This window comes from Staphylococcus sp. HMSC059F04 (genome assembly GCF_001812565.1).
GTDB classification, from domain to species: Bacteria; Bacillota; Bacilli; order Staphylococcales; family Staphylococcaceae; genus Staphylococcus; species Staphylococcus lugdunensis.
On record NZ_KV809467.1, the window covers coordinates 45,584 to 70,890 of the forward strand.

General features: G+C 33.7%; 24 protein-coding genes and 1 pseudogene. 10 read left to right on the top strand and 15 right to left on the bottom strand.

Annotation, left to right across the window (positions count from 1 at the left end; translation table 11 throughout):
- Positions 1 to 11 precede the first annotated feature (11 nt).
- Positions 12 to 899, top strand: coding sequence for a CobW family GTP-binding protein (locus tag HMPREF2864_RS04560; protein WP_070545227.1), 888 nt, complete (start codon positions 12 to 14; stop codon positions 897 to 899).
- Between the two features lie 71 nt (positions 900 to 970).
- On the opposite strand, the gene HMPREF2864_RS04565 is transcribed toward HMPREF2864_RS04560, so the two are convergent.
- The 3 genes and pseudogenes from HMPREF2864_RS04565 to HMPREF2864_RS04575 form a co-directional block, all read right to left on the bottom strand.
- Positions 971 to 2,167 (bottom strand): ABC transporter permease, encoded by a 1,197-nt coding sequence (locus HMPREF2864_RS04565; RefSeq protein WP_002461085.1) that lies wholly within the window; start codon positions 2,165 to 2,167, stop codon positions 971 to 973.
- Positions 2,151 to 2,846: an ABC transporter ATP-binding protein gene (locus HMPREF2864_RS04570; protein ID WP_070572119.1), complete on the bottom strand. Its 696-nt coding sequence runs from the start codon at positions 2,844 to 2,846 to the stop codon at positions 2,151 to 2,153. Before HMPREF2864_RS04570 ends, HMPREF2864_RS04565 begins: the two co-directional genes overlap by 17 nt.
- Positions 2,843 to 3,964 (bottom strand): annotated as a pseudogene (locus tag HMPREF2864_RS04575) (efflux RND transporter periplasmic adaptor subunit). Before HMPREF2864_RS04575 ends, HMPREF2864_RS04570 begins: the two are co-directional and overlap by 4 nt.
- A 167-nt stretch (positions 3,965 to 4,131) precedes the next feature.
- On the opposite strand from HMPREF2864_RS04575, the gene HMPREF2864_RS04580 reads away from it, so the two are divergent.
- Positions 4,132 to 4,548, top strand: a complete 417-nt coding sequence (locus HMPREF2864_RS04580; protein ID WP_070545230.1) for a VOC family protein — start codon at positions 4,132 to 4,134, stop codon at positions 4,546 to 4,548.
- Between the two features lie 246 nt (positions 4,549 to 4,794).
- On the opposite strand, the gene HMPREF2864_RS04585 is transcribed toward HMPREF2864_RS04580, so the two are convergent.
- From HMPREF2864_RS04585 to HMPREF2864_RS04605, 5 genes are all read right to left on the bottom strand, one after another.
- Positions 4,795 to 5,043 carry a hypothetical protein gene (locus HMPREF2864_RS04585; protein ID WP_070545233.1) on the bottom strand — a complete coding sequence of 83 codons (249 nt, stop codon included), beginning with the start codon at positions 5,041 to 5,043 and terminating at the stop codon, positions 4,795 to 4,797.
- Between the two features lie 36 nt (positions 5,044 to 5,079).
- On the bottom strand, positions 5,080 to 5,982 hold the full coding sequence (locus HMPREF2864_RS04590) for a sensor histidine kinase (protein WP_002479225.1): 903 nt from the start codon (positions 5,980 to 5,982) through the stop codon (positions 5,080 to 5,082).
- 22 nt (positions 5,983 to 6,004) lie between these two features.
- Positions 6,005 to 6,754 (bottom strand): membrane protein, encoded by a 750-nt coding sequence (locus HMPREF2864_RS04595; RefSeq protein ID WP_002492056.1) that lies wholly within the window; start codon positions 6,752 to 6,754, stop codon positions 6,005 to 6,007.
- Positions 6,747 to 7,661, bottom strand: a complete 915-nt coding sequence (locus HMPREF2864_RS04600) for an ABC transporter ATP-binding protein (RefSeq protein ID WP_002461078.1) — start codon at positions 7,659 to 7,661, stop codon at positions 6,747 to 6,749. Before HMPREF2864_RS04600 ends, HMPREF2864_RS04595 begins: the two co-directional genes overlap by 8 nt.
- A gap of 90 nt (positions 7,662 to 7,751) precedes the next feature.
- On the bottom strand, positions 7,752 to 8,423 hold the full coding sequence (locus HMPREF2864_RS04605) for a response regulator transcription factor (protein ID WP_002461077.1): 672 nt from the start codon (positions 8,421 to 8,423) through the stop codon (positions 7,752 to 7,754).
- A gap of 278 nt (positions 8,424 to 8,701) precedes the next feature.
- On the opposite strand from HMPREF2864_RS04605, the gene HMPREF2864_RS04610 reads away from it, so the two are divergent.
- From HMPREF2864_RS04610 to HMPREF2864_RS04620, 3 genes are all read left to right on the top strand, one after another.
- The gene (locus HMPREF2864_RS04610; RefSeq protein ID WP_002479222.1) at positions 8,702 to 9,979 is read left to right on the top strand and encodes an MFS transporter; all 1,278 of its coding nucleotides are present in this window, start codon (positions 8,702 to 8,704) and stop codon (positions 9,977 to 9,979) included.
- A 20-nt stretch (positions 9,980 to 9,999) separates the two neighbouring features.
- Positions 10,000 to 11,412 carry a glycoside hydrolase family 32 protein gene (locus HMPREF2864_RS04615; RefSeq protein ID WP_070545234.1) on the top strand — a complete coding sequence of 471 codons (1,413 nt, stop codon included), beginning with the start codon at positions 10,000 to 10,002 and terminating at the stop codon, positions 11,410 to 11,412.
- Between the two features lie 179 nt (positions 11,413 to 11,591).
- Positions 11,592 to 12,569 carry a LacI family DNA-binding transcriptional regulator gene (locus HMPREF2864_RS04620; RefSeq protein ID WP_070545236.1) on the top strand — a complete coding sequence of 326 codons (978 nt, stop codon included), beginning with the start codon at positions 11,592 to 11,594 and terminating at the stop codon, positions 12,567 to 12,569.
- A 189-nt stretch (positions 12,570 to 12,758) separates the two neighbouring features.
- Here the strand turns inward: HMPREF2864_RS04620 and HMPREF2864_RS04625 are convergent, their stop codons facing one another.
- On the bottom strand, positions 12,759 to 13,163 hold the full coding sequence (locus tag HMPREF2864_RS04625) for a hypothetical protein (protein ID WP_002461071.1): 405 nt from the start codon (positions 13,161 to 13,163) through the stop codon (positions 12,759 to 12,761).
- A 296-nt stretch (positions 13,164 to 13,459) separates the two neighbouring features.
- On the opposite strand from HMPREF2864_RS04625, the gene HMPREF2864_RS04630 reads away from it, so the two are divergent.
- Positions 13,460 to 14,338 (top strand): YwqG family protein, encoded by an 879-nt coding sequence (locus HMPREF2864_RS04630; protein WP_070545238.1) that lies wholly within the window; start codon positions 13,460 to 13,462, stop codon positions 14,336 to 14,338.
- 241 nt (positions 14,339 to 14,579) lie between these two features.
- On the opposite strand, the gene HMPREF2864_RS04635 is transcribed toward HMPREF2864_RS04630, so the two are convergent.
- Positions 14,580 to 15,143, bottom strand: coding sequence for a GNAT family N-acetyltransferase (locus tag HMPREF2864_RS04635; RefSeq protein WP_002479217.1), 564 nt, complete (start codon positions 15,141 to 15,143; stop codon positions 14,580 to 14,582).
- Positions 15,144 to 15,487: 344 nt separating this feature from the next.
- On the opposite strand from HMPREF2864_RS04635, the gene glpT reads away from it, so the two are divergent.
- The gene (gene glpT, locus HMPREF2864_RS04640; protein ID WP_002461068.1) at positions 15,488 to 16,843 is read left to right on the top strand and encodes a glycerol-3-phosphate transporter; all 1,356 of its coding nucleotides are present in this window, start codon (positions 15,488 to 15,490) and stop codon (positions 16,841 to 16,843) included.
- Positions 16,844 to 17,054: 211 nt separating this feature from the next.
- Here the strand turns inward: glpT and HMPREF2864_RS04645 are convergent, their stop codons facing one another.
- The gene (locus HMPREF2864_RS04645) at positions 17,055 to 18,479 is read right to left on the bottom strand and encodes a DUF6056 family protein (RefSeq protein WP_070545240.1); all 1,425 of its coding nucleotides are present in this window, start codon (positions 18,477 to 18,479) and stop codon (positions 17,055 to 17,057) included.
- Positions 18,480 to 18,605: 126 nt separating this feature from the next.
- Positions 18,606 to 19,184 (bottom strand): signal peptidase I, encoded by a 579-nt coding sequence (gene lepB / locus HMPREF2864_RS04650; protein WP_070545241.1) that lies wholly within the window; start codon positions 19,182 to 19,184, stop codon positions 18,606 to 18,608.
- Between the two features lie 284 nt (positions 19,185 to 19,468).
- On the opposite strand from lepB, the gene HMPREF2864_RS04655 reads away from it, so the two are divergent.
- From HMPREF2864_RS04655 to HMPREF2864_RS04665, 3 genes are read left to right on the top strand one after another with little or no spacing between them, the layout of a single operon-like run.
- Positions 19,469 to 20,227: an ABC transporter ATP-binding protein gene (locus tag HMPREF2864_RS04655; RefSeq protein WP_002492014.1), complete on the top strand. Its 759-nt coding sequence runs from the start codon at positions 19,469 to 19,471 to the stop codon at positions 20,225 to 20,227.
- Positions 20,217 to 22,103 (top strand): FtsX-like permease family protein, encoded by a 1,887-nt coding sequence (locus HMPREF2864_RS04660; RefSeq protein ID WP_070545244.1) that lies wholly within the window; start codon positions 20,217 to 20,219, stop codon positions 22,101 to 22,103. Before HMPREF2864_RS04655 ends, HMPREF2864_RS04660 begins: the two co-directional genes overlap by 11 nt.
- Positions 22,104 to 22,127: 24 nt before the next feature.
- Positions 22,128 to 22,325 (top strand): VraH family peptide resistance protein, encoded by a 198-nt coding sequence (locus HMPREF2864_RS04665; protein WP_002461061.1) that lies wholly within the window; start codon positions 22,128 to 22,130, stop codon positions 22,323 to 22,325.
- A gap of 64 nt (positions 22,326 to 22,389) precedes the next feature.
- Here HMPREF2864_RS04665 and HMPREF2864_RS04670 read toward each other — a convergent pair whose 3' ends face one another.
- The 3 genes from HMPREF2864_RS04670 to HMPREF2864_RS04680 form a co-directional block, all read right to left on the bottom strand.
- Complete coding sequence (locus HMPREF2864_RS04670; RefSeq protein WP_176744205.1) at positions 22,390 to 22,959, bottom strand: helix-turn-helix domain-containing protein; 570 nt, start codon at positions 22,957 to 22,959, stop codon at positions 22,390 to 22,392.
- Positions 22,960 to 23,364: 405 nt separating this feature from the next.
- A complete protein-coding gene (phnD, locus tag HMPREF2864_RS04675) occupies positions 23,365 to 24,270 on the bottom strand; it encodes a phosphate/phosphite/phosphonate ABC transporter substrate-binding protein (RefSeq protein ID WP_002461059.1) in 906 nt (301 codons plus the stop codon).
- 251 nt (positions 24,271 to 24,521) lie between these two features.
- Positions 24,522 to 25,304, bottom strand: a complete 783-nt coding sequence (locus tag HMPREF2864_RS04680) for a glucose 1-dehydrogenase (RefSeq protein ID WP_070545249.1) — start codon at positions 25,302 to 25,304, stop codon at positions 24,522 to 24,524.
- Positions 25,305 to 25,307: the final 3 nt, after the last annotated feature.

Genomic DNA, 25,307 nt, shown 5'->3' on the forward strand with positions numbered 1-25,307 from the left:
GAGGCAATCGTATGAGAATTATCATTATTGGTGGCTTTTTAGGCGGTGGGAAGACTACCCTGTTAAATCATTTAGTTAAAGATGCTATAGACAGTCACTTGCATCCGGCTGTGATTATGAATGAATTTGGTAAGCAAAGTATCGATGGCTTACTAATTGAACAACCTATTCCTTTAGAAGAAATAACGTCAGGCTGTATTTGTTGTGCTATGAAAGCAGATGTTTCGCAACAACTACATCAGCTTTATATACACTATCAACCAGATGTTGTCTTTATCGAGTGCAGTGGCGTGGCTGAACCACTGGCAGTTGTTGATGCATGTTTAACACCAGTGCTTAGTCCTATCGTTCGTATTGATAGTATTGTCAATGTCATCGATGCGGCAATGGCAAATAAGCTATCAACCTATCCTGATGACATTCAGCACTTGTTCTTTGCACAACTAGAGCATAGTTCTACACTATTCATCAATAAAATAGATCGAGTTGATTTAGACAGCTTAAGTGAATTTCTGGTTAACATAGGCCAACAACATCAAGATGCAGATGTGCGAGTGGGCGTTCAAGGCCAATTAGGTTTAAGTGATTTAATACAACCACAGGCTTTACATGCTAAGCCTTCTGGACAACATCACCATCGTCTGAATCATATTTTTATTGAACAGCCGACGATAGTTAATCAACATACATTTATCGATCATTTAGAACATTTACCAACACATGTATATAGACTAAAAGGCTTTATGCGCTTTGCTGATAAACCTTACACTTACCTTGTCCAATGTACACAACAACAAATCGAATTAACACCTATTGCTCTGCAACAAGACATTCCACTTTATCTCGTGATGATAGGTATAAACTTAGAAGACGCTCTAAGTGCATCTTTCAAAACGTAACAAAATGAATAGGCCATAAAATGCACGCTACGATATGCATTTTATGGCCTTTATTAGTTGTTTTTATACTACTACTTAATAATATCAATTAATTCTTTTTTAGCCGCAGCACGTGCTGGTACCCAACCAAAAATGATTCCAATTAGTGTAGAAACACTAACTGCTAATAAGACTGACCCTAGACTGACCGAACTCTTAATCATGTCAGGTGTAACGAAATCAATAAGTGTTGCCAAACCAATGCCTAATATAAGTCCAATAATACCTCCAATTAAACATAAGATAACACTTTCCACTAAAAACTGTACTTCAATGTTCTTGCCGGTTGCACCAAACGCACGGCGAATCGCTATTTCCTCGGTACGTTCGGTCACTGAAATGTACATGACATTCATTACACCTATACCAGCAATAAACAATGATATTCCTGCTACTGCAGCAACAAAGTAGGTAATGGTATCAAGAATATTACCCACACTTTTCATCATATCTTCATTATCCACAAAGCTATATTTACCTTCAGAGAGCCCTGAGCCTTTTTTATTTAATTCCTTCTCAACTTGTTGGGCGACATCTTTCTTATGTGCATCTGCCATCACAGTAAGCTGAAGTTGCGGCGTACCTTGTGAAAGGTCGCTCATATAATGATTAAATGTTTTCGTAGGCATTTGCACAACGTTTTCAACTGGTGAACCACTGTCATCTGTAACATCAGCATCAGACACACCAACAACTTTAAAGCCCTCACCATTAATGTATAATGACTTCCCAACCGCATCATTATGAAAGATTCGTTTTGAAAGTTTATGGTCAATGACGACAACTTTTTCAATCATATCATTGTCTTCAGTAGAATATCCATCGCCTTCATCTACCGCTGTTACTGCTGTTGCTTTTTTTAAGTTAACTTCGCCGTTACCTTGGGTATTGGTCGCTTTAGCTGCATATGTACTTTCTTGTGTTTCTTTGATTTTAGCCGAGGACACACCATTGACTTGTTCTACTAACTGAATATCCTCATGTTTAAACGGATTTTCTTTTGGAGCGCTTTGGTTTTCTGTAGCAAAGCTGATTATTGCTTGATTCTTGCCCGCGCCTGCATCATCAAATTGTTCATTGGTCGATTGTTTAAATCCATTACCTAGCGACATAATTGTAATCACAGCGGCAATACCAATTATGATTCCAATCATAGTTAACAGGTTACGTCGTTTGTTTTTTAATATTGAGCGCAAGGCGACAACAATAACATTATATAAATTGCTCATGTGTCATCACCTCTTCGCTTTGTATGCGACCATCTAATATATGAATAATACGGTCTGCTTGTTCAGCCACTTTGCAATCATGGGTAACCATAATTAATGTTGTTTGTTGTGCCTTATTTAAACTTCCAAATAATGCCATAATCTCCTTCGACGTTTCAGAATCAAGTGCACCAGTTGGCTCATCAGCAATAATAAACCTTGGTTCATTGACGATTGCTCGAGCAATTGCCACACGTTGTTGCTGACCTCCTGATAACTTGCTAGGTAGTAAATTTTCTTTCCCTGTGAGTCCAACATCAGCAAGCCGTTGCTTCACGCGTACTGATCTTTTTTTCGCTGGCATACCATTGTAAATAAGTGGAATGCTGACGTTTTCAAAAATAGTATGATTTTGAATTAATTTAAAATTTTGAAACACAAAACCCACTGTACGATTGCGTATTTCAGCTAATTTACTATCTGAACTTTGTTTGTAAGATTCATGTTCAAAATTATAGATTCCTGAATAACCACGATCAATAAAACCTAAAATATTAATTAACGTACTTTTCCCAGAACCAGACGGACCCATAACTGCAATAAATTCGCCTGCTTGAATGTTCAAGTTAATGTCTTTTAATACTTGGGTTGTTTCATTGCCATTCTTAAAAGCACGGTTGACACCTTTTAACTCAATCATGAAGACACCTCAATTTTTTCACCATCATTGAGATTGACTTGAGGATTTTTAATTACTTTATCTCCAGCTTTTAATCCTTTTTTAACAATAATTTGATCATTATTGCGTTCAATTTTAATATGGCGTTTATGTACTTTATGCTCAGAATCCAACACGAATACTTGATTATCTTTCGTTAAAACATTCTTCGGTAATTTTAATGTTTTCAATGGAATTTTGGCCTCTAACGAAAAACCTGCTCTAATTGGGAGATCTATATTCCCTATAATTACCGTGTATTTTGATGCTGCTCCGTCTTTACCTCCTGATGGATTATTAACAGTTGGATTTATAGCTGTTTGTGTCCCGCTCGCCTCGCCATTACTTTCCGTATTTCCTTGTTGACTTGCTTGTGCAGCATTTGTATTTGTTGAATCTTCAAACGATGTTGGAAGTTGATCAATCTTGATGATTTTCCCAGTCCCGCTTTTACCATTACTATTTATCTTAATATTGACGTTATCTCCTTCTTTAATTTTATCAATATCAAATTCTGAAACGGTTGCTTTAACTTGAGGTTGATTCGATATTAGCTGCAAAATAGGTTCACCATCGCTAGCATCACTGCCATTTTTAATGTTAACAATACCGTTAAATGAAGCTACCGTACTATCATTTACCTATTTATCATATTGTGCAAGTTGCTGTTGTGCTTCTGATAAGGCACTTTGGTCCTCTGTAAGCTTCGTTTGTAATGACTGGTCATTAGGCGTTTGATTAATTTGCGTCACATCTTTATTCACTTGTTGCTGTGCTTGATTCACTTTATTGGCCATAGATTGACGCTTACTCGTATTTGTATCGTAACTAATAAGACTTTCACCTTGGCGTACTTTTTGTCCATCTTCAACTGTAGCAGCAATCAACGTACCAACTTGACTATTATATTGATAAGTTTTTACTGACTGTGGCGCGGCCTTACCTTCAATTTGAATCGGTGTTTCCGCTTTAACTGTATATGTATCGTAACCTGAATGTTGTTGCTTATGATCTCGCAATATATATTTTAAAATAACAACACTAATGATTAATAATATAAGAATAATAAAACTGATTGCCCATATTTTTTTCTTAGTCATCTGTCTACTCCTTTTCTGTTATAACTCAATATCTTTTTTAATTATACAGACGAAAATGTTGTCTTTATGGCATATGACAATATTGTTAGCAAGCTGTTCGTTTATTTATCTATTGATATTGACGTTACGTCATACTTTATATTAAACATCAGAAGGAGGTGAGACATATGGAATTTTATCTTATGCCAATGTTTAATAAACTTTGTGTGCAAGACATAGCTAAATCCGAAAAATGGTATAGCAAAACACTCGGATTCAAAAGTGTCTTCAAGTTTAGAAATGATAAGCAACAAGTGCTTATGAATCATCTGCGTTTAGCTAAATATCAAGATATTATGCTTATAACTAACGATACAGATTGGCATGTTGGTAACGCGATTTACCTTAATCTACTAGTTGATGACATTGACGCTGTTGCAGCTCGTGTATCTCCCAAAAACATCCTAGAGCCATTAACTCTAAAACCTTGGAATGCCTATGAATTGACGCTTAAAGATCCTGATGGTCACCAGATTACGTTGACACAGCCTTTAATAAAACAAGAAGCATTTGGCGATGTCATTCAACAAATTCAATTAAATTAAGCATTAAAAAAAGAGCGGAACAGATGTCATAATGAATTCATAGTTCCGCCCCGGCAAGGTTGACTAGGATTGAAAAAAGGTTGTATCGGTGTATTTTCAATCTAGTCAACTACTGCCAATATTTAGTTCATAGCCTAAAACATAATAATGTCCCGACTCTGCTTTAATTAATACGCTGAATGATTGGCACACTTTCTTAGAGGACAGCTTGAGCCACTCCAGCTTTCTTTGTTAGAAAAAACTGGTTTAGTCAGTTTTACTGTGCTTGTGTCTACCCCAACTTGCTTTGCTGGACGAATTTCTTCTCGAAATCCTCTTTGTTGGGGCCCCTACACTAACTTGCTTTGCTTGTCCAAGTGCGACACCCGTTGAGACACCAATTGCGACACCAAACCCTGTTCCTAATGGTATCCCAAAAATAAATGACAAGATGACACCAAAAATTATCATATAGCTCAATGTATATTTATTGTTCTTATACCATGTTTTATTCATATTTATTCCTTTAATTTAATTAATGATATCTATATTTTATCCTTTATGAAATTTCATTGTTATCGTAAAGAGGTCATTTTTAATATTTGCGCTTACATTTCCACCTTGTTTTTCAACTAATTGTGCAATAATGTATAACCCAATGCCCGTCCTACCTTGATGACGACTTTTATCAAGTGTATAGGTACGCTTGAATATATCTTGTATATTTTCATCCGTTAAAGCTTCATCTGTATCATTGGCTAACTTCACTACTACAAAATCTTCTTGTTCATAGATGCAAATATCAACAAAACTTTTACCGTAGCGCAAAATATTTTGAACTAAATTCGTCAATATTCGTCGCGTGGCCGCTAAATCTAACTTAACGTTGGAAACACGTTGCAAATTGAAACGCACTTCAAGTTGTTGTTTAGTAAATTGTGCATAATACGACAAGAAAACTTGCTCTATCTCTGTGTTTAATGATACTGGTTCGACTTTAAGTTCATAATCTAACGACTTTAGTTTCGTAATTTCATGGAATAAATTAACTGTCTCGATAAGCGTTGTTGTTTTATTTTTAATAATATTCAAATAGCGTCTCTGCTCGGTCACTTCAATATCGTCTGTGAAGAGTTCAGAATATCCTTTAATGGCTGTTAATGGTGTGCGTAAATCATGAGAAATATTTGTGATTTCTTGATTCAACATCAGTTCTTTTTTTCTAAATTGGATACGTTGTTGCTTATATTCATCACACATATGATTTAATGCCTTAGTTAATTGTTGCATTTCATGAAACTGTGTTGTTGTACGCAAGCGTTGATTTGATGAAATATCTTGACTCAACTGTTGCAATTGTATCGTCAGTTGCGACACATCGCGTTTGAGTGCTAAGTATTTATAAGTTAAAAATAATATCCCTATAATCAACACGATTATTATAAAGATCAACATACCCATTCACCTTACTTATCATTTAATACGTTACTTTATTCACTAACCATCGCCCTAAAGCTAAAATAACGATACTTAAACCTATACCTAAAAACCAATATTCCACATGAAACGTACTCATGCCATTAAGGTATTCTTCAAGTATATTTTTAAATCCATGCATTGGAGAATTTTTATAAATAATAATAAATTCTTTATCAATATATTTTAAAAGACGTAAGAGTCCCGCACTATAGTAGTAAATAATTAGCGTTAAAATCATTGAAAAAATACCATTTATTTTCAAGCTATTCAACACGTGTACTAATGCTAACGCACCAAAAACCAATGGCGCCATATTGCAAATAGATATAACAAAATCATGTAATGACTTCATGTCTTTATTAAAAACTGTTAGGCCCATGCCAATGGTCACAAGAATACAAATCACACATAATAGTACAAAATACACTAAGAATAATAGAAACTTAGACCAATAAATAATTCCTTTTGAAATATCAAATGATAGACTTTGTTTTATTATTTGTCTATTTTCTCTACTGTTGACGAGCAAATTCATAGCTGAAGCAACAAACATAATTGGTATAGCCCCACTAATAACATTACCGTAAAGGTATTTTGCTCTACTATATGGAAAATTATTTGTCGTATGACCAAAATTCACAAGCGTGAGTGCCGCTAAAATAATTAATCCAGAAATGATAGCAGTATATAAATAAATACCTTTACTATGTGTCAACCGATAGTTTTCACTTTTAAGATAGTTAATCATTCTTGCCACCTCGATTCATTTTCAAGAAATAATCTTCTAAATTCGCTGATTGCATGCTTAATTCATATACTGTCACACCATGTTGGAACATTAGTGTATTAATCTGACTATATTTTATCTGACTTTCAAAAATGATTAATGTATCATCTTGTAACACGTTGTATTTCACACCTGGAATATGCTCCTCAAGCACTTGTGCCGCATGTGCTGTATCATCGACAGTCATAACTAGTTGCTTGGCACTTTGTTGATTGAGTTCTTCTTTCGTTATATCTTGCATGATTTGGCCTTGGTCAATAAAGACAAAGCGCTGTGCCACTTGTTGTAATTCACTTAAAATGTGGCTTGATAATAAAATGGTAATACCGTGCTCTTGATTTAAACGTAAAATTAAATTACGAAAATCTTTTATTCCTTGTGCATCAAGGCCATTAATAGGTTCGTCTAACACTAATAAATCAGGTCCATTCAACAGTGCCAACGCTAAGCCTAAACGCTGTTTCATACCTAATGAATAGGCTTTAAATTTTTTTGTCACATTATCAAGTTCTACCGTTCGCAATACTTCATGGATATGATGATTGCTCGACATTCCTCTTTGAATACTAAAATATTTTAGATTTTGAAACGCAGTAAAACGGCCAATAAATGTTGGCTGTTCAATCATAAACCCAATTCGCTTACGCGTTTGTTGCTTAATTGTTGCCTGCTGTCCAAATAGCTCAATTTGTCCACTATCTGGTTCAATTTGATGTGCTAATAATTTAAAAAATGTCGATTTTCCCGCGCCATTTCGGCCAATAAGTGCGCAAATTTGACCTTGATACAATTTAAAATCCGTTGGCATTAAGCCATGAGCACCTTTGTATTTTTTACTTAACTGTTGTGTTTGAATAACTAGGCTCACATTATCATCTCCTCTTATAATGTTACCTTTACTTTAACTTGAAAATACTTAAAGTCCTTTAAGTAAAATATAAAAAAAGTATAAAGATTGTTATTCAAGCATAAAACCGATACCCCATACCGTTTTAATATAAGATTCATCACTGAAGGCAGCTAATTTTTTTCTAATATTAGAAATATGTACATTCACTGTATTGTCATCACCTAAATAGATACCTTGAATATTTTCATAGATTTTTTGCTTAGAAATCGGTTGTTCGGGTGTCAACATAAATAAACATAGAATATCGTATTCAGTGTTAGTAACATTGAGCACCTGATTTTTAACTTGCACCTTTCTTGTTTGTTTATCTATCGTAAGATCTCGCCACGTTAAGATATCACCTTGACGTGGCATCTGTTGCAAATTGCGCAATTGTACATCAATCCGTGCAGCTAATTCTTTTGTATCAAACGGTTTGGTTAAATAATCATCGGCGCCACTGCTTAGCAAACGTACCTTCTCCTCTACATCTGTTTTAGCAGAAATAACGATGACTCTGCTGTTGGCATGTGCTTTAATATAGCTTAATACTTCTTCTCCACTTACCTCTGGCAACATTAAATCTAATAGAATTAAATCAAATTGGTCTTTTTCTAACGTTTCTATTGCTTCCTGTCCAGAAAAATTTAACGTCGTTTTAATATGCATCTTTGTCAAAGTAAGCGATAAAATATGTGCGATATCTATATCATCTTCAATAATTAAAGCATGATAACCCATTGTAATTCTCCTTTTTATTTTTTACATCGATTATAGTGTAACACGATTCAAATGCTCGACGTACTTATGATGTGTATGCATTCTAGTAAAGCTGTTAAACAGCAATGAGTTCAATAACATCGTTTAATTTAAAAGCGCGCTAAGACTTCCGGAAGTTTAAATTTGTATATCCTTACATCTAAACATTATATGTCATCCGGTTGACATATTTTTAGAAAGCGATTACACTTTAACTAAATTAAGAAAGCGTTTTCTAAAATGATATAAGGAGGTCTATTATGAAACCTACACATTTCATAGCTACCTTTAAAAACAAATCTTATTTACAAAGTTCATTAATGTTCATGCTCTTTTTTGCTTCATGGAGTATTTGGTGGTCATTTTTCCAAATTTGGCTTACTTCAGATAGCAACGGTTTAGGTTTAACTGGCGGAAAGGTTGGTACTATATATTCGGCCAATTCTTTTGTCACACTCATATTGATGTTCATCTATGGCATTATCCAAGATAAATTAGTTATCAAACGGTCATTGCTTATTTTCTGTTCGCTCTTTTCAACTTTCGTTGGACCATTTTTCATTTGGCTTTACGCACCATTGATTCAAAATGTCTTTTGGTTAGGTGTTGCTTTAGGTGCTATCTTCCTATCTTGTGGTTTTTTAGCGGCTGTGGGCGCATATGAAGCTGTTGGAGAAAGATTCAGTCGTTTCTTTAACTTTAATTACGGTCAAGCACGCGCATGGGGATCATTCGGATATGCCGTAATGGCACTTGTTGCCGGTTTCACATTTGTTATCAATCCACATTTAAATTTCTGGTTAGGCTCATTGCTTGGTTTAATATTATTATTAACCATCATCTTTTGGAAATCTGATGAAGAAATCAATGCTAAGGAACGTATTGAGGATAACGAAGATGAAGCCGTTCCATCAATGCATCGTATCTTATCATTATTAAAAGTAAAAGACTTATGGATTATTATTATATTTATTACATTTTCATGGTCTTTCTATACGATATTCGACCAGCAAATGTTTCCTGATTTCTATACGAAACTATTTTCATCTACTAGTGTAGGGCAGCAAATGTACGGCACATTAAATTCTGTACAAGTATTTTTAGAGGCAATTATGATGGGTATTGTGCCAATTATCATGTCAAAAATTGGTGTGCGTAAAACGTTACTTTTAGGTGCGACTGTTATGTTTTTACGTATTGGCCTATGTGGCATTGCTCAAGGACCTATTAGTGTATCATTTATAAAAATGTTCCATGCTTTAGAAGTTCCTCTGTTTATTTTGCCGATTTTCAGATATATTACCTTGCATTTTGATACAAAATTATCCGCTACTATATACATGGTAGGTTACAACGTATCTGCTCAAGTTGGTCAAGTGATATTATCAGGTCCACTCGGTACATTAAGAGACCATATTGGCTATCAACCGACATTCTTTGTTATCTCTTCAATCGTCTTATTGGCAGGTGTTTTTGCCTTTGTTACATTAAGAAAAGATGACGAATATGTCTTTGGAGATCCTTTTATTAGAGAATAAATTAAGGAGTGTTAATAAAAATGGAGACGCAAAATACAAATGCAATTTCAAATGATAGATATCGTTTGGGCTATCATATTATGCCTAAATCAGGATGGATAAATGATCCAAACGGCTTTTCCTATTTTAATGGCTATTATCATATCTTTTACCAGCATTATCCTTATGCGCCTGAATGGGGGCCAATGCATTGGGGACATGCGCGCAGTAAAGATTTAGTACATTGGGAAACATTACCTATCGCTTTAACTCCAGGAGATACAGAAGATAAAGATGGCTGTTTCTCAGGTACCGGTATTGTTAAAGATGACACTTTATATTTATTCTATACCGGCCATCACTATTATGGTGATAATGACCCCGATCATTTTTGGCAAAATCAAAACATGGCTTTTTCACAAGATGGTCTACATTTTACCAAATATCAACATAATGCGATTATTCCTAAGCCACCTGAAGATAATACACACCACTTTAGAGATCCGAAAGTCTGGCAACACGGAGATGACTACTATATGATTGTTGGCAGTCAAAATAACGAATCCTTAGGACGTATTATTCTTTATCGCTCACACGATTTATTATCATGGGATTACATTGGTCCTGTTGATATGTCTAACGGTCAACAAATCGAAGGTTATATGTGGGAATGTCCAGATTTATTTGAATTAGACGGTCAGCATGTCTTACTCTTTTCACCACAAGGCATGGATGCAGAAGAAGAACAATATTTAAATTTATTCCAAAATGGGTATTTCGTGGGTGATTTTGATTATGACAACCATCGATTTACACGTGATAACTTCAAAGAACTGGATCATGGTCATGACTTTTATGCACCTCAGACGATGCAAACACCTGATGGTAGACGCATTTTAATTGGCTGGATGGCTATGTGGGAAAGCCATATGCCTGAAAAAGAAGATGGTTGGTCAGGTGCACTGACATTACCACGTGAACTTCATTTAAATCATGGCCACTTATACATGACGCCTATCGAAGAATTAAAGCAATTGCGTAAAGATGAAGGTGTACATGATACGATGACAGTTAGCGAACGTACGCTATTATCAGAAGGTATGAAACAAGTTGAACTTAATCTTTTACTTCCTCAACAGAACTTTAAACTTCAATTGACGAGTCAGCAAAGTGAATTATTATCTGTTGACTACGCAACAAAATGTAAGTTTACCTTATACCGTAATGATTTAAATGATTGCAGATACACAACCATCAAACCATCAGCTCAGCTTAAACTTCAAATTTATATTGATACAAGTTCAGTAGAATTGTTTATTAATGATGGTGAAGCTGTATTTACAGAAAGATTCTATAGCGAAACTGCCCCTAAGATATGGGTTTCTGCAGATTCACCTATCAAACTTAATACTCATATTTATGAACTAGCAGAAAACGCCATCCAATTTGATTAAATCAAAACAATAAAAAATAATCATATCTCATTGTTTTATGAAGCGGGATTACGAAGTCAACGTTGTGTATACAATCGAAAGTTAACTTTGATCCCGCTTCTGTTTCATTTGTATCGCATTCTGGTTATGAAAAGTGCATAATAAAGTTAATAATCTATATGGAGTAGGAGTGTCACACAATGAAACCTAAATTAGAAGATGTTGCTGAGCTCGCGCAAGTCTCTAAAACAACGGTATCACGTGTCCTAAATAACCGAGGTTATATAAGTCAAGAAACGAAAGATAAGGTTTATCATGCAATGCAAAAGTTGAATTATCAACCAAATTCCGCAGCTCGCCAACTCTATCAACAAAAAACAAATATAATTGGCTTGCTCTTTCCAACGGTTGCCAACCCATTCTTTGGTGAACTTATCTTTGAATTAGAAAAAAGGCTGTATGATAAAGGTTATATCGTTATAATTGGTAACTCAATGAATAATCCAGAAAAAGAACGTCATTATATTAATCAATTATTATCAAACCAAATAGATGCACTGATCGTTGGCACGCATAATATTGGTATTGAACAATACAATAATAGAAACTTACCGATTGTGGCCATTGATAGAGTTATGAACGAAGATATACCAGATATTCGTTCAGACAATCTTAATGGTGGTATTATTGCTACAGAACGTCTTATCCAACAAGGCGCGCGTCATATCATTCATACCAATGGGCCTATTGATGTGAATACGCCTGCCAATCTAAGACAAACCGGTTATGAACAAACGATGCATAAACATGGTTTATCACCAGTGACCTATACTGTTGATTTTAGCTTAGGCTACGAAGAAAAATCAGCAATTTTTAATCGTATTTTTCAAGAACATCCTAACGTTGATGGCATCTTTGCCTCCAATGATACAGATGCTATTCAAATCTATCATCTTGCCCAAGTACTCGGTAAACGAATACCAGACGATTTGAAATTGATTGGTTATGATGGAACTCAACTCATGAGATATATGCATCCTTACTTAACAACAATCATCCAACCTATCAGTCAAATTGCGGATAAAGCCATAGACATCTTAGAGCAAAGAATTCACAATAAGGCTACGCATCAAGAGTATATTTTTCCAGTTGAATTGCATGAGGGAACGACAGGGTAATTTAATAAAAAGGCTCTTTTCGTATAGTGAGTTAATAATTTCTAAATTAGTACATAAATTCAAAGGTGTATTTCCTGAGAAATATAGGAAACACACCTTTTTTTGCTTTCTTACATTATTATAAAACGCAATATAGCGATGAAAAATTTATTCTAACAGAATTTTTCATCGCTAATCGTAGTGTATCGTTTATTTTACAATTTTATATTCAACTGTATTAAGGTTTGGTGTTGGGCCTGATTTAATAATAACTTGAATTCTTTTATTTTGCTTTGCTGCTGACGTAAAAGTGTCAACTGTCTTTTTCTGTGCGTGGTTGCTAGCTAAAATTGACGCTTCTACAGGAATGCTATATTTACCAAATAATTCTGATACGATGCCTGCCCACTTATTAATATTTTTATATTTTTTAGGCATGGATGACGCCATTGATTTAACCTCACCTTTGCTAAGCGTGTATTTAGAAAGAACTTTACCTTCAGCATGTGCGGTGTGATTGTTTTGTGAAACTAGATTAATGTCGTTTGGCAAATTAAATGCTAATGGAGAAAGGATAATGGTACTTGCAATAATTGTTGCTAGCTTCTTTTTCATTATAAAACTCTCCTTTTAATTTTATTCAAACATATCTAACAACCACTGCAAATGTAACATAATTTTACTTACGTTTCTTGTAAAAAGGTATTTCTATCGGAATCACTTGCACAATATAAATAACATCATTTACCTTTATCGTTTGTTTATCCCAAATTTCATATAATAATATTGGGTATACTTGAACCTAACGAAGCACCTATCCAAGGGATGCGTTAGCGCATACAAAACTATACAGTGATATGCTTTTACTTTATAATGGCATTGTATTAATTCATACAGAAGGAGCTGTTCATATGCTAAACATTCAAGATGTCAGCCATCTTCCTGAAGAAGAACAGACGGCTTATAACCGCTTTGTCGAATCGGTGAAGCAGAGCAATCTGCCGGTACGTCCATGCATTAAAATGGAACTATCTGAAATGCAAGATGAAACTTTACTTAAAAGTAAGATTGGTGGAGTTCCATTTTTGAAGTCAGTGGATGATATTCCATTGGATGAAAATACTGAGCCTATGGCCTTGTTAGCACAGATTAACTTAAGCGAACTTCCAGAAGAACAAAAAGTATTTCCTGTAAAAGAAGGAATAATACAATTCTGGATTAGTGCACAGGATGAAATGTATGGTTTGTCTGATGAAAAAGGAAATGACAATCCAAATTCAAGTCTTATTTATATTAAAGACCCAGTTACGAATTTAACATTTGAAGACATACGTGCTCATATGGATTCATTGGCGTTTGATAAAGAGAATATTCCATTTGATGGAACGTTTTCAATAGAATACAAGCTTACTGAACAAACAGTATCTTCTTCTGATTATAGATATGATGAAGATTTACGCTCAATCTGGAATAAAGTTAACCCTTCATTTAAGTTAGAATCAATGTTTGATGGCTATGATGATTTAATGGAACTTGTATTTAATACGTTCTCTGCTGAAGAGCCAAGCAACCAGCTAGGCGGCTATCCACTATTTATGCAAGCAGACCCAAGAGCTTATGACAAAGAATTAAGAGTATATGATACGCTCTTACTACAGATTGATTCTACAAAAAAAGGCAATGCTAAAATTATGTGGGGAGATTTAGGAATTGGTAACATCTTTATTAAGCCCGAAGATCTCTTAGCTTTGAAATTTGATGATTACATGTATACTTGGGATTGCGGATAATGTGAAACGTCCACACTTAATTAATTCTCTATTTCTAGGCGCAATGAACGTTATCGTTTAGAACCTGGGACATAATTATTTTTAAGTTATGAACTCTATATTGTCAGTAGTTGACTGGATTGAAAATACGCTTATACTAAGCTTTTTTCAATCCTAGTCAACCTTGCCGGGGCGGGACTAAGAATTCATAATGAATTCTGTCCCGCTCCCATAAATGATGACACTTATCCATGAAAAATTCTCAATTATTTAACGATAATGAATGATCATACTCTTCTCGCAACAAACTATATACATAACTATCAGAGAATTTTCCGTGCAATCTTTCATTGCTTCTTAAAGTACCTTCTTTTGTGAATCCAAGACGTTGAGGTATTGATTGACTTTTTTTATTATCGGTACTCATACAAATCTCGATACGATTTACATCAAATTCCTCATAAATGTAACGAATTAAAGCTTCAGTACATTTAGTCATAATCCCTTTCTTTTGAAAAGTTTCTGCTAAGTAATATCCTATCGATGTTTTTTTATTAACTAAGTCCAAATAATGCAATCCAATGACGCCGACAAGTTCTCCATCGAACCAAATCCCACTGTGAAAGCCATTGCCATCACTAAATTGTTGTAGCGCCGAACGTATAAACTTTTTACTATCTTCAACTGTTGTTGTGTATTCAACAAAAGGTAAAAATTCGGATAGATACTCACGATTTGAATCTACCAGTTTGAAAAGAAGGGGTGCTTCACGTTGTTCTAGTATTTTCAAACTAATACTTTCATCTATTTTATATCCAAATATCATTATTATCCCTCCATGATTTATAAATAATGATTAGCTAAATTAATCAACAGGTTGATATAACGCATCTACTTCAGCAATCTCTAATCTTTCGAAATGAATACTATTATTGACTTGAAAATCAAATATCTTCATCATGCTCCCTTTAACATACAATAATAAATTATCATTATACTAACATATCCTTACCTCATTCTCGACCACCATCCATATATTTTATTATGTATTTTTAACCGATAATATTTTAATAACTAATTTGTTTTTATTATAAAAATATTATTCCATTACCAAGAAAATTATATTAAGATGATGTTAAGTATTTGTAAATTTAATAAAGGGGTGTTGAAATGTTCAACTTTTTAAAGCCGCCAGCAGCTAAACAACAACTTCCACAAAGTGATGTTGATGCAACTTATAAGCGTTTGCGTTGGCAAGTATTTTTAGGCATTTTTATTGGCTATGCAGGCTATTATTTACTGCGCAAAAACTTTTCTTTAGCAATGCCAGCTTTGATTGAACAAGGATTTAGTAAAGCAGAACTCGGTATTGCATTATCTGCTGTTTCTATTGCTTATGGATTTAGTAAATTTGTGATGGGGACGGTAAGTGATAGAAGCAATGCACGTATCTTTTTAACAGTTGGCTTAATCCTTACTGCCGTTGTGAACTTATTATTAGGATTTGTACCATTTTTCACATCTAGTATTCTTATTATGTTCATTTTATTATTTCTCAATGGTTGGTTCCAAGGCATGGGATGGCCACCGTCTGGTCGTGTACTCGTGCATTGGTATAGTGTGAGTGAACGTGGTAGTAAAACAGCAATTTGGAATGTTGCACATAATATCGGTGGTGGATTAATGGCGCCACTAGCAACTTGGGGTATTTTTGTGACAGCACAATATCATTTAGGCTATTTAAAAGGGTTTGAAGGTGCGTTTATCTTTCCTGCATTATTAGCCATCATTGTAGCTATTATTGCCTTCTTTTTAGTTCGTGACACACCGCAATCACAAGGATTGCCACCAATAGAAGTTTATAAAGATGACTACCCGACGTCTAAGAAAGAAACATTTGAAACTGAACTCACTACAAAAGATATTTTGTTTAAGTACGTGCTAAATAATAAATGGGTTTGGGCTATCGCCTTTGCCAATATCTTTGTTTATTTTGTACGCTATGGTGTGCTTGATTGGGCACCTACTTATTTGAGTGAAGAAAAAAGTTTTGATCTTAAAAGCTCTGGTTGGGCTTATTTTCTATATGAATGGGCTGGAATACCTGGCACAATTATCTGTGGTTATCTATCTGATAAAGTTTTTAAAGGACGTCGTGGACCAGCTGGATTTTTGTTTATGCTAGGTGTTACTTTCTTTGTACTCATCTACTGGTTAAATCCACCAGGACATGCCTGGTTAGATAATATCTCATTAATTATGATTGGATTCCTTATTTATGGTCCTGTTATGCTCATTGGCCTTCAAGCACTAGACTATGTACCAAAGAAAGCTGCAGGTACAGCAGCTGGTTTAACTGGCTTATTTGGCTATTTGTTTGGTGCAGTGATGGCTAACATCGTACTCGGTTTTATTGTTGATCACATGGGCTGGGATGCTGGGTTTATCTTATTAACCATTGTTAGCATTTTAGCTATGCTCAGCTTTATTTTAACTTGGAACAAACGTGGTCAAGAAACCGTGTAATCCAATAAACTAATCTATATACATTTTAAATATATAATAAAGTCTGGGACAAAATTATATTTTAGGCTCTGAGTTCTATATTGGCATTAGTTGACTGGATTGAAAATACGCTAATGCCAAGCTTTTTCAATCCTAGTCAACCTTGCCGGGGCGGGACTAAAAATTCATAATGAATTCTGTCCCGCTCCCTTTTATAAATACTTATTTTTTATTAATGATAGTGTGTTTTAATAATAAACTTTGTTTTTTTGTAGTCAATGCCATAATACAATTTGAAAAATGGTGTCATATAGGTATTTTCAGTTGGGTCTCCCATATGATGAAACTGTGGATATGGCAAGCCCGGTAACTCCACTGTTTTCGCATTTTTAGGTAGATGTTCAACAATTTGAGTACGTTCCATTTCAGTTTTCTTATTTTCACCGATTGGTAATAATATCGTAACGACTAACGTCACAATCAATCCCACATTGATCCAATTACTATAAGTAAAGGTAACATCTGGTGTCACCTCATCTACCATGGTTAACACAATTAATAGAACAAAGATTAAACTTGCTAATGCTGTACGACCACCATATGGTGTGATAAAGAAAAATGGTACCGTACAGACAAATGTACTTAAAGCATACAGCACTAACATGTCGAAACGTGATGTTTGATAAAAATTATATAAAGCAAATCCTATAAAAGCACCAAGGTAAATAATAAATAATATACCTGCTACAATGTGCGTCATGCTAGGGTGTGGTACTTCTAAGTTACGATGGTTAAAGAATAAATATACCGTTCCTAAAAACATGCCGAGTAATAATATCACATTCACTTTATCAATGCGATTCAGTTTCTTAGCAACATAAACACATGCTAGAAAAATAAGCGGAATCAAATACATATTATGCGTATAATAAATATCTAACATCGCATTAAATAAGCCTTGATCTGTTCCTACCGTGCGATAAGCATCTTTTGCTGTAGCAATTGAATAATATGCTTTATTTGAGAACATTGCTATAGCTCCAATAAACAAACTAACAAAACCATAGACTAGATATTTAGAAATACGTTTATATTTTAAATAATAAATAATACTAAAATAAACAGTGACAAACAATAAATATAAGCTTACATGTTCCACAAGTAACATCGATAAAATTGCCAAAATAATATTTAGCACAACATTTAATAGCGTAACTTTCCATTGACGATTAACAATAGCCTGCCCCAACAATACAAAGTAAAGCATGGCAACAGCTGAAGTTACGTAATTTACATATCCTGCTACCCATCCAAATGTTTCAGCAAAAATCTGAGTTGGCATAAGCATCACAATAATTAATGTGACAATACTTTTTTGTAACGCGCGTTTCTTATATGCTAAACGACTCATTAATAAAATTAATAATGATGAAAAAATGGTCATTCCTATCACTCTAATAAAACTTGAACGCACAAAGATAATCTCAATAATATTACTGATATATCGTCCATTATAGTCATAAAAGAAACTTTTTAATCTATCCATCCCAACATGCGTGCGCCAAGTCCAATCATCACCACTTAATGGCGTAATGGCACTTAAAAGTAAGAAAAATAAGATAATAAATACACTTTGATAATTCTTTAATACTTTCATTTAATTTTCTCCTGATACAATTATGTAATTATAAAACATTATATCATCTTTATAGCAAAATGTGACAAAAAATAAAGCGTACAATCTATTTTGTTACTCATAGATTGTACGCTTACTTTTGATTATTTACTTATCAAATGTTCCAGGATTAAATTTTGTTGTCCACTCACCAAATGGCCAGAAACGTAACACAACTTTACCTACAATTTGTTCTTTATCAATAAGCCCTACCTGTGGAAAACGACTATCTAAACTGTTTTGACGATTATCACCTAGCACTAAATATTTGTCTTTAGGAATCTTCGTCTCACCATTAGCATTTTGCAAATCACTCGATTTGAAAGAACCTGTCAGATACTTACCATTTTTATGCTCTTTGTTATATTTTAAATAAGGCTCATCAATTTTTTTATTATTAACATATAGTTGGTCACCTTTATACTCAACTTTGTCTCCAGGTTTACCAATTAAACGTTTAATAAAGTCTCTATCTTTATCTTTTTTAAAGACAACGATATCACCATTATCAATATGGTCTAACGTTTTGGAAATTTTACTCACTACTACTTTTTCTCTATCTTTAAATGTTGGATACATTGAATCTCCCGAAACTGAATATGTAACTCCAATAAATTTAACAACTATACCTACAATGATAAGTGCAACTGCTATAGACACAATCCACTCTAAGATCTCTTTTTTCACTTTTATCCCGCCTAATTATTTTAGATTTCTATTATGCTAACGACTTATGTCTCATTTTACAATTTATAATCTGCGTTATTTGATATATTCTATTTTATCATAGTTCATTTTTAAAATTATAATCTATTCCCGCTAAAAATAAAACTCATATTAACTATAGCTTGTTATTATTTATTTCTTTCAACTTTGTAAGTTAAACATCATTTTTTGTAAGATTAGATAAAGGCGCTTGTGTTGAATAACTCATAAAATAAAAATATCGATAAAACAAGAGGAGTGACACAATGCCTATATTAAATGTTAATCATTTATCTAAAGTTTATGGTAAAAAACAAAAATATAAAGCACTACACGATATTAACTTTTCGGTTGATAAAGGAGAATTTGTAGCAATTATGGGCCCATCTGGTTCAGGTAAAACAACGTTACTTAATGTAATCAGCTCTATTGATACATTATCAGGTGGTACTGTTGAAATTAATGGTCACACATTAAACAACTTAAATGATAAACAACTTGCACAATTTCGTAAAACAGACCTAGGTTTTATCTTTCAAGACTATAGCGTCTTACCAACGTTAACTGTCAAAGAAAACATCATGTTACCACTATCAGTACAAAAGTTATCTGCAGCAGAGATGGAGCAAAATTATAGCGAAGTAACACAAGCCTTAGGTATCCATGACTTAAGTCATAAATATCCTAGTGAAATTTCTGGTGGTCAACAACAAAGAACAGCAGCTGCTCGTGCTTTCGTTCATAAACCAAGCATCATTTTTGCTGACGAGCCTACAGGTGCGCTTGATTCTAAAAGCGCCCAAGATTTACTACATCGTTTAGAAGACATGAACCAACACTTTAATACAACGATTGTAATGGTTACTCACGATCCTTCAGCAGCAAGTTTCGCACAACGTGTCATTATGTTAAAAGATGGTGCTATTTATTCTGATTTCCGACAAGGTGAACACACTAAAAGCGCCTTTTATGACCGCATTATTCAACTGCAGTCTTCAATGGGTGGTGTAGCTAATGACGTTTAATCAAATCATTTTTAAAAATTTACGTCAAAACATCAAAAACTATATGTTGTATTTATTTTCACTTATTTTAAGTATTATACTGTATTATAGTTTTGTCACATTACAATATACAAAAAGTATTAATAACGAGAATGCTGGTACAATTGTTCAAAAAGGTGCAATGATAGGTGCTATTTTTCTCTTCATTATTATTATCATTTTCTTAATGTATACCAATCATTTATTTATTAAACGACGAACAAAAGAATTTGCACTATTTCAATTGATTGGTTTAAATAAACATAACATCTTACGTATGTTATCAATAGAACAGTTTACCTTTTTTGCACTGACAGGTATTATAGGAATATTTATTGGAACGTTTGGTTCACAGCTTTTATTATCAATCTTAATACGTATGATGCATTTATCTATTAATGTCTCAATTAGTTTTGAACCCATGGCGTTGATTCAAACCATGATCATGCTACTATTAGCTTTTATTATGATATTTTTGCAAAATCGACGTTTTTTAAAGAAACGTAGCATTTTAGATATGATGAAAGATAATATATCTTCAGAAGCTACTAAAGCACGCATCACCATACCTGAAACGGTTGCCGGCCTATTAGGTATCATCATGATAGCATTTGGATATTATATTTCCACGGAAATGTTTGGTCAATTTAAAGCCTTAACACTCACAATGTTATCACCTTTTGTTATTCTATTCTTAACGATTGTCGGTGCCTATTTATTTTTCAGAAGTTCAGTTTCTATTATTTTTAAATCTTTGAAAAAATTAAAGCATGGGCGTATTAATATTACAGATGTCGTCTTTACGTCGTCTATTATGCACAGAATGAAGAAAAATGCTTTATCGCTAACAATCATCGCAATCATTTCAGCGGTCACGGTTACGATTTTATGCTTTGGTGTCATTAGTAAATCCAATACTGATTACACACTTAAGGCAACGTCACCACAAGATATCAACTTTTCAAAAGCATCTTCTGCACAAAAATTTGAAGAACAGTTAAAGCAAAAAGGCATTCGTTATCATAAAAAAGAAGTATCTGTCTTAATGACCAAAATTGTCAAAAGTGAGGCACTAAAAAATAAATTAAATGATACAAATAATCAACTAAGCTTGGGTATCATGCCAGATCAAAAAGTACAAGGTAATAAGGCAACACTAACGAATCTCAAGGGTCCATTAAGCGGTATAGTTAACATTCACTTAAATCGCAATGTCACTGTTAAAGGACAATCACAACAAACCTTTAACGTTAACGCAATAAATAAAGATGAAGTGATTTCAATGCTTGCATCAAATGGCGGGCCTGTATTAAAAGTAAGTCCGGAAAAATACCAATCGTTGGCAAATGATAAGCTCATTGCTACACACTATGGCTATAATATTCACACGCATCAACAGCTTAAACAGGCCGAACATATAGCTCAGCGTGTCGCACCTAATGTCACGATTCAAAGTCAAACAACAACCATGCTAGATCAATCAAATGGTATCTTAATGTTTGTTTCTTCCTTCCTTGGTCTAGCCTTCTTAGTTGCAGCGGGTTGTATTATTTATATTAAACAGATGGATGAAACCGAAGATGAAATGAGCAATTATCGTATCTTACGTCGTATTGGTTTCACGCATATTGATATGATGAAAGGTATAGGTTTTAAAATATTATTCAACTTTGGTTTACCTTTATTGATTGCCTTATTACATGCTTTATTCGCAGCTCTGGCTTTTATGAATTTATTAGGGCAACAAGATTTAAGACCTGTTATTGTAGTCATGGTTGTGTATACCATCGTTTATTTAATATTTGCTGTTATTTCATTTATCCATGCAAACAATAAGATTAAACAAGCATTAAATTAATATATTTTGAAAGGATGTATTGTCATGAAATTTAAAGAATTAGTTAAACAATCATACGAGGATTTAAAAAACTTAGAGGTTAATTGGTTTAACGGTATAACATTGACACTAGCTGTTATCATTTTAAGTAGTATAACAACACCTATTCTTGGTGTGCCTGCAGGGTTACTCGGGGGCGCTTATTACTTAAAACGTCGTGAAGAAAAGAATAATCATAAGTAGATAGTATATAGGGGCAGTAACACAGCTAAATGAAATAACTGTGATGACTGCCCCATTTTTAAATTTATAAGAATACATCAGTTAACCATAAACTAGCTAGTACAATAATCATAATACTACCAACAAAACAGATAAAAGCTAAAGCACTCGTGAAGAGCTCACGTTTTTTCGTTACTTGAACTTTATTAGGATCTTCTCCATTCATAAATGCAATAATACGATCTGCATTTTCCATGTTATGTTTATATTTAAGTCGATCTATTCGTATACTTGCAAAAAGGCCTATCATGTATAAAATCAATATGATAAATAATCCTAGCCAACTAAAATAATGTATCATAGGCCCTATCAACACAGCGGCTATTACAAATGTTACTAACATACACCATGTCCATTTGTTCATTTCCTTACGTACTACTTCTCTATCCATTTGATATACGTCTCCTTTAACAAGATCATCTAAGGATACATTAAATAGCGAGCACATCATTAATAAATTGTGGATATCGGGCAAACTTTTATTATTTTCCCAGTTAGAAATCGTTTGTCTAGAAACATATAATTTTTCAGCCAATACTTCTTGTGAATAACCTTGCTGTATTCTATATTTTTTTAATTGTTGCTCAACATTTATCATTTTGCACTCCTTAGATTATCTCTGTGAAAATTTCACTCATTTAAATAAGTGATAGTTTTATAGAAACGTATGTTATAGTATTAATCTATCAAATATCTTTAGAAACTGCAGTATTAATAGTGACAAAATGCTTTGACAATTTGATATCATCGTGTTTTTTAGACGTCCGTATGTCTAAAATTTTATTTATGTGTTACAAAACAATGTGTATCTTTGGTAAAAAAAGGAGCGGAACAGAATGCATTATGAATTCGAAGTCCCGCCCCAGCAAGGTTGACTAGGAATGAAAACAGCTTGGTATAAGCGTATTTTCAATCCAATCAACTACTAACAATATTTAGTTCATAACTTAGGACATAATGATGCCCAAACTGATATGGTGATACCCTTCTGTTAATATTTCTAGCCGTCTATCAAGATACGGTTATCTCTAACTTTCTTAAAGTCCGCTTCACTTGTTTTTTCATATCCTTCATGGTCAAAGAGGTCATGAATTAATTGACGTCCTTCTTTCTTTTTGCTGACATTAATAAATGCTTTTGCAATTTTATTACGCCATTCGTCACTTAAATCTACACGAACCGAAATAGTGTCATTTGGTATTTTATCTGATGTATAAATGACTCTCGTATCTTTATAAACATTAGGTTTAGATTTTTTTAGCTCTACACGTGCATCATCATAAGTAGCCACGGCATCTATATCTCCATCTAGCAACGTCTTTAATGCTTGATCTTCATCTTTAAATTGAGACACACGCAATGCACTTTTAGGAATATGTTCTCTTTGCAAATCAGCTAATGGATAAATATATCCTGCAGCTGAATCTGCATCTTGTAACCCAACTTTTTTCCCTTTTAAATCTTTAAGCTTTTTAATGTCACTATCTTTTTTAACCACAATTTGTGAACGATAATAATCTCCCAATTTCTTAGTTTGATTTCCTTTATCATCAACTAAATAGTCTTTAGATTTTAACAGAACATCTACTGTTCCTTTATCTCGACCAATTGTATAGGTTACTGGCGACATGATAGCCACATCCATTTTTTTAGATGCTAAATCTTCAATCATCTTATAATCGCTAGTTGTACGCTGTATATTCACAGGCGCTTTTAACTCTTTAGACAATAACTTTTGTAATGACTCAATTTTATCGTCATATTTCTTTCCCGTTTGTGATTGAGGCGCAACATATTCAATATTAACAGGCTTCTTTGCTACTTTCTTTTTCTTGTTCTCTTCGCAACCATATAAAGAAATTGCCATACACATTGTTAGTATTAGAATTAGTATAATCTTTTTCAATGATATTCCATCCTTTTGTATGAAATTTCTTTTATCATATACTAGTCAAATCATTTTGACCACCCCATTTTTGACAATATTATTAATTATTAATTTTTTATCCCATTTAATACGATTCCTTAACAAAATTTAGCGATTTATTTTACATTTCAAAAGATCATTGAATATAAAACAAGCACAACGATGATTATGGCAAACCATCATTGTGCTATTATTGTGAGATTGATATCTCAGACTGTTTTGAAATTATATTATAATGCTGTGTAACCACCATCGATTGTAAATACACTACCTTGAGCAAATGTTGATGCATCAGATGCGAGGTAAACGACAATACCGCCTAATTCGTGTGGCTCACCTGGACGACCCATTGGTGTTGCTCCCATCCAATAATCAATCATATCGCCACCAGTATTAAACATTGGTTCAGTTAATGCTGTTTTCATATAACCTGGTGCGATTGTATTTACTTTAATACCGTATTTAGACCATTCCATGGCTAAACTTTTCGTTAACATAATGACGCCTGCTTTAGATGCGTTATAAGATGCTTGCTCTTGTGGTTTATTTGCAATTAAGCCAGACATTGATGATGTATTAATGATTGAACCATTTCCTTGTTTAATCATTTGGCGTCCAACTGCTTGTGCCACTAAGAAAACACCATTTAAGTTGAGATTGATGACTTTTAACCAATTTTCATAAGAAACATCTTCCGCTTTTTCATTAATTGTCATTCCTGCATTATTAACTAAAATATCAATTTTTCCATATTCTCTAACAACATCTTGTACCATCTTATTAACATCATCAGGATTTGTAACATCTACTTTTAATGCTGTTGTTTTAACACCTTCATTGTGTGCAATAGCTTGAGCTGTTTCTTCTGCTAAATCTAACTTAATGTCGGCAATTACAATATCTGCACCTGCTTGTGCTAGCGCTTCAGCCATTGCTTTACCTAGACCCATCGCCCCACCAGTTACGATTGCTACTTTACCATTTACTCTAAATTGATCAATAATATTTGTCATAAA

What these genes read in the sequence shown, in the direction of transcription:
- HMPREF2864_RS04680 (WP_070545249.1), bottom strand. Translation starts at nt 25,304, where the DNA reads ATGACAAATATTATTGATCAATTTAGAGTAAATGGTAAAGTAGCAATC.
- HMPREF2864_RS04610 (WP_002479222.1), top strand. Translation starts at nt 8,702, where the DNA reads ATGAAACCTACACATTTCATAGCTACCTTTAAAAACAAATCTTATTTA.
- HMPREF2864_RS04635 (WP_002479217.1), bottom strand. Translation starts at nt 15,143, where the DNA reads ATGATATTTGGATATAAAATAGATGAAAGTATTAGTTTGAAAATACTA.
- HMPREF2864_RS04615 (WP_070545234.1), top strand. Translation starts at nt 10,000, where the DNA reads ATGGAGACGCAAAATACAAATGCAATTTCAAATGATAGATATCGTTTG.
- HMPREF2864_RS04630 (WP_070545238.1), top strand. Translation starts at nt 13,460, where the DNA reads ATGCTAAACATTCAAGATGTCAGCCATCTTCCTGAAGAAGAACAGACG.
- HMPREF2864_RS04590 (WP_002479225.1), bottom strand. Translation starts at nt 5,982, where the DNA reads ATGTTGATCTTTATAATAATCGTGTTGATTATAGGGATATTATTTTTA.
- HMPREF2864_RS04595 (WP_002492056.1), bottom strand. Translation starts at nt 6,754, where the DNA reads ATGATTAACTATCTTAAAAGTGAAAACTATCGGTTGACACATAGTAAA.
- HMPREF2864_RS04655 (WP_002492014.1), top strand. Translation starts at nt 19,469, where the DNA reads ATGCCTATATTAAATGTTAATCATTTATCTAAAGTTTATGGTAAAAAA.
- HMPREF2864_RS04605 (WP_002461077.1), bottom strand. Translation starts at nt 8,423, where the DNA reads ATGGGTTATCATGCTTTAATTATTGAAGATGATATAGATATCGCACAT.
- HMPREF2864_RS04580 (WP_070545230.1), top strand. Translation starts at nt 4,132, where the DNA reads ATGGAATTTTATCTTATGCCAATGTTTAATAAACTTTGTGTGCAAGAC.
- HMPREF2864_RS04565 (WP_002461085.1), bottom strand. Translation starts at nt 2,167, where the DNA reads ATGAGCAATTTATATAATGTTATTGTTGTCGCCTTGCGCTCAATATTA.
- HMPREF2864_RS04585 (WP_070545233.1), bottom strand. Translation starts at nt 5,043, where the DNA reads ATGAATAAAACATGGTATAAGAACAATAAATATACATTGAGCTATATG.
- HMPREF2864_RS04560 (WP_070545227.1), top strand. Translation starts at nt 12, where the DNA reads ATGAGAATTATCATTATTGGTGGCTTTTTAGGCGGTGGGAAGACTACC.
- HMPREF2864_RS04660 (WP_070545244.1), top strand. Translation starts at nt 20,217, where the DNA reads ATGACGTTTAATCAAATCATTTTTAAAAATTTACGTCAAAACATCAAA.
- HMPREF2864_RS04625 (WP_002461071.1), bottom strand. Translation starts at nt 13,163, where the DNA reads ATGAAAAAGAAGCTAGCAACAATTATTGCAAGTACCATTATCCTTTCT.
- HMPREF2864_RS04570 (WP_070572119.1), bottom strand. Translation starts at nt 2,846, where the DNA reads ATGATTGAGTTAAAAGGTGTCAACCGTGCTTTTAAGAATGGCAATGAA.
- HMPREF2864_RS04645 (WP_070545240.1), bottom strand. Translation starts at nt 18,479, where the DNA reads ATGAAAGTATTAAAGAATTATCAAAGTGTATTTATTATCTTATTTTTC.
- HMPREF2864_RS04665 (WP_002461061.1), top strand. Translation starts at nt 22,128, where the DNA reads ATGAAATTTAAAGAATTAGTTAAACAATCATACGAGGATTTAAAAAAC.
- HMPREF2864_RS04620 (WP_070545236.1), top strand. Translation starts at nt 11,592, where the DNA reads ATGAAACCTAAATTAGAAGATGTTGCTGAGCTCGCGCAAGTCTCTAAA.
- glpT (WP_002461068.1), top strand. Translation starts at nt 15,488, where the DNA reads ATGTTCAACTTTTTAAAGCCGCCAGCAGCTAAACAACAACTTCCACAA.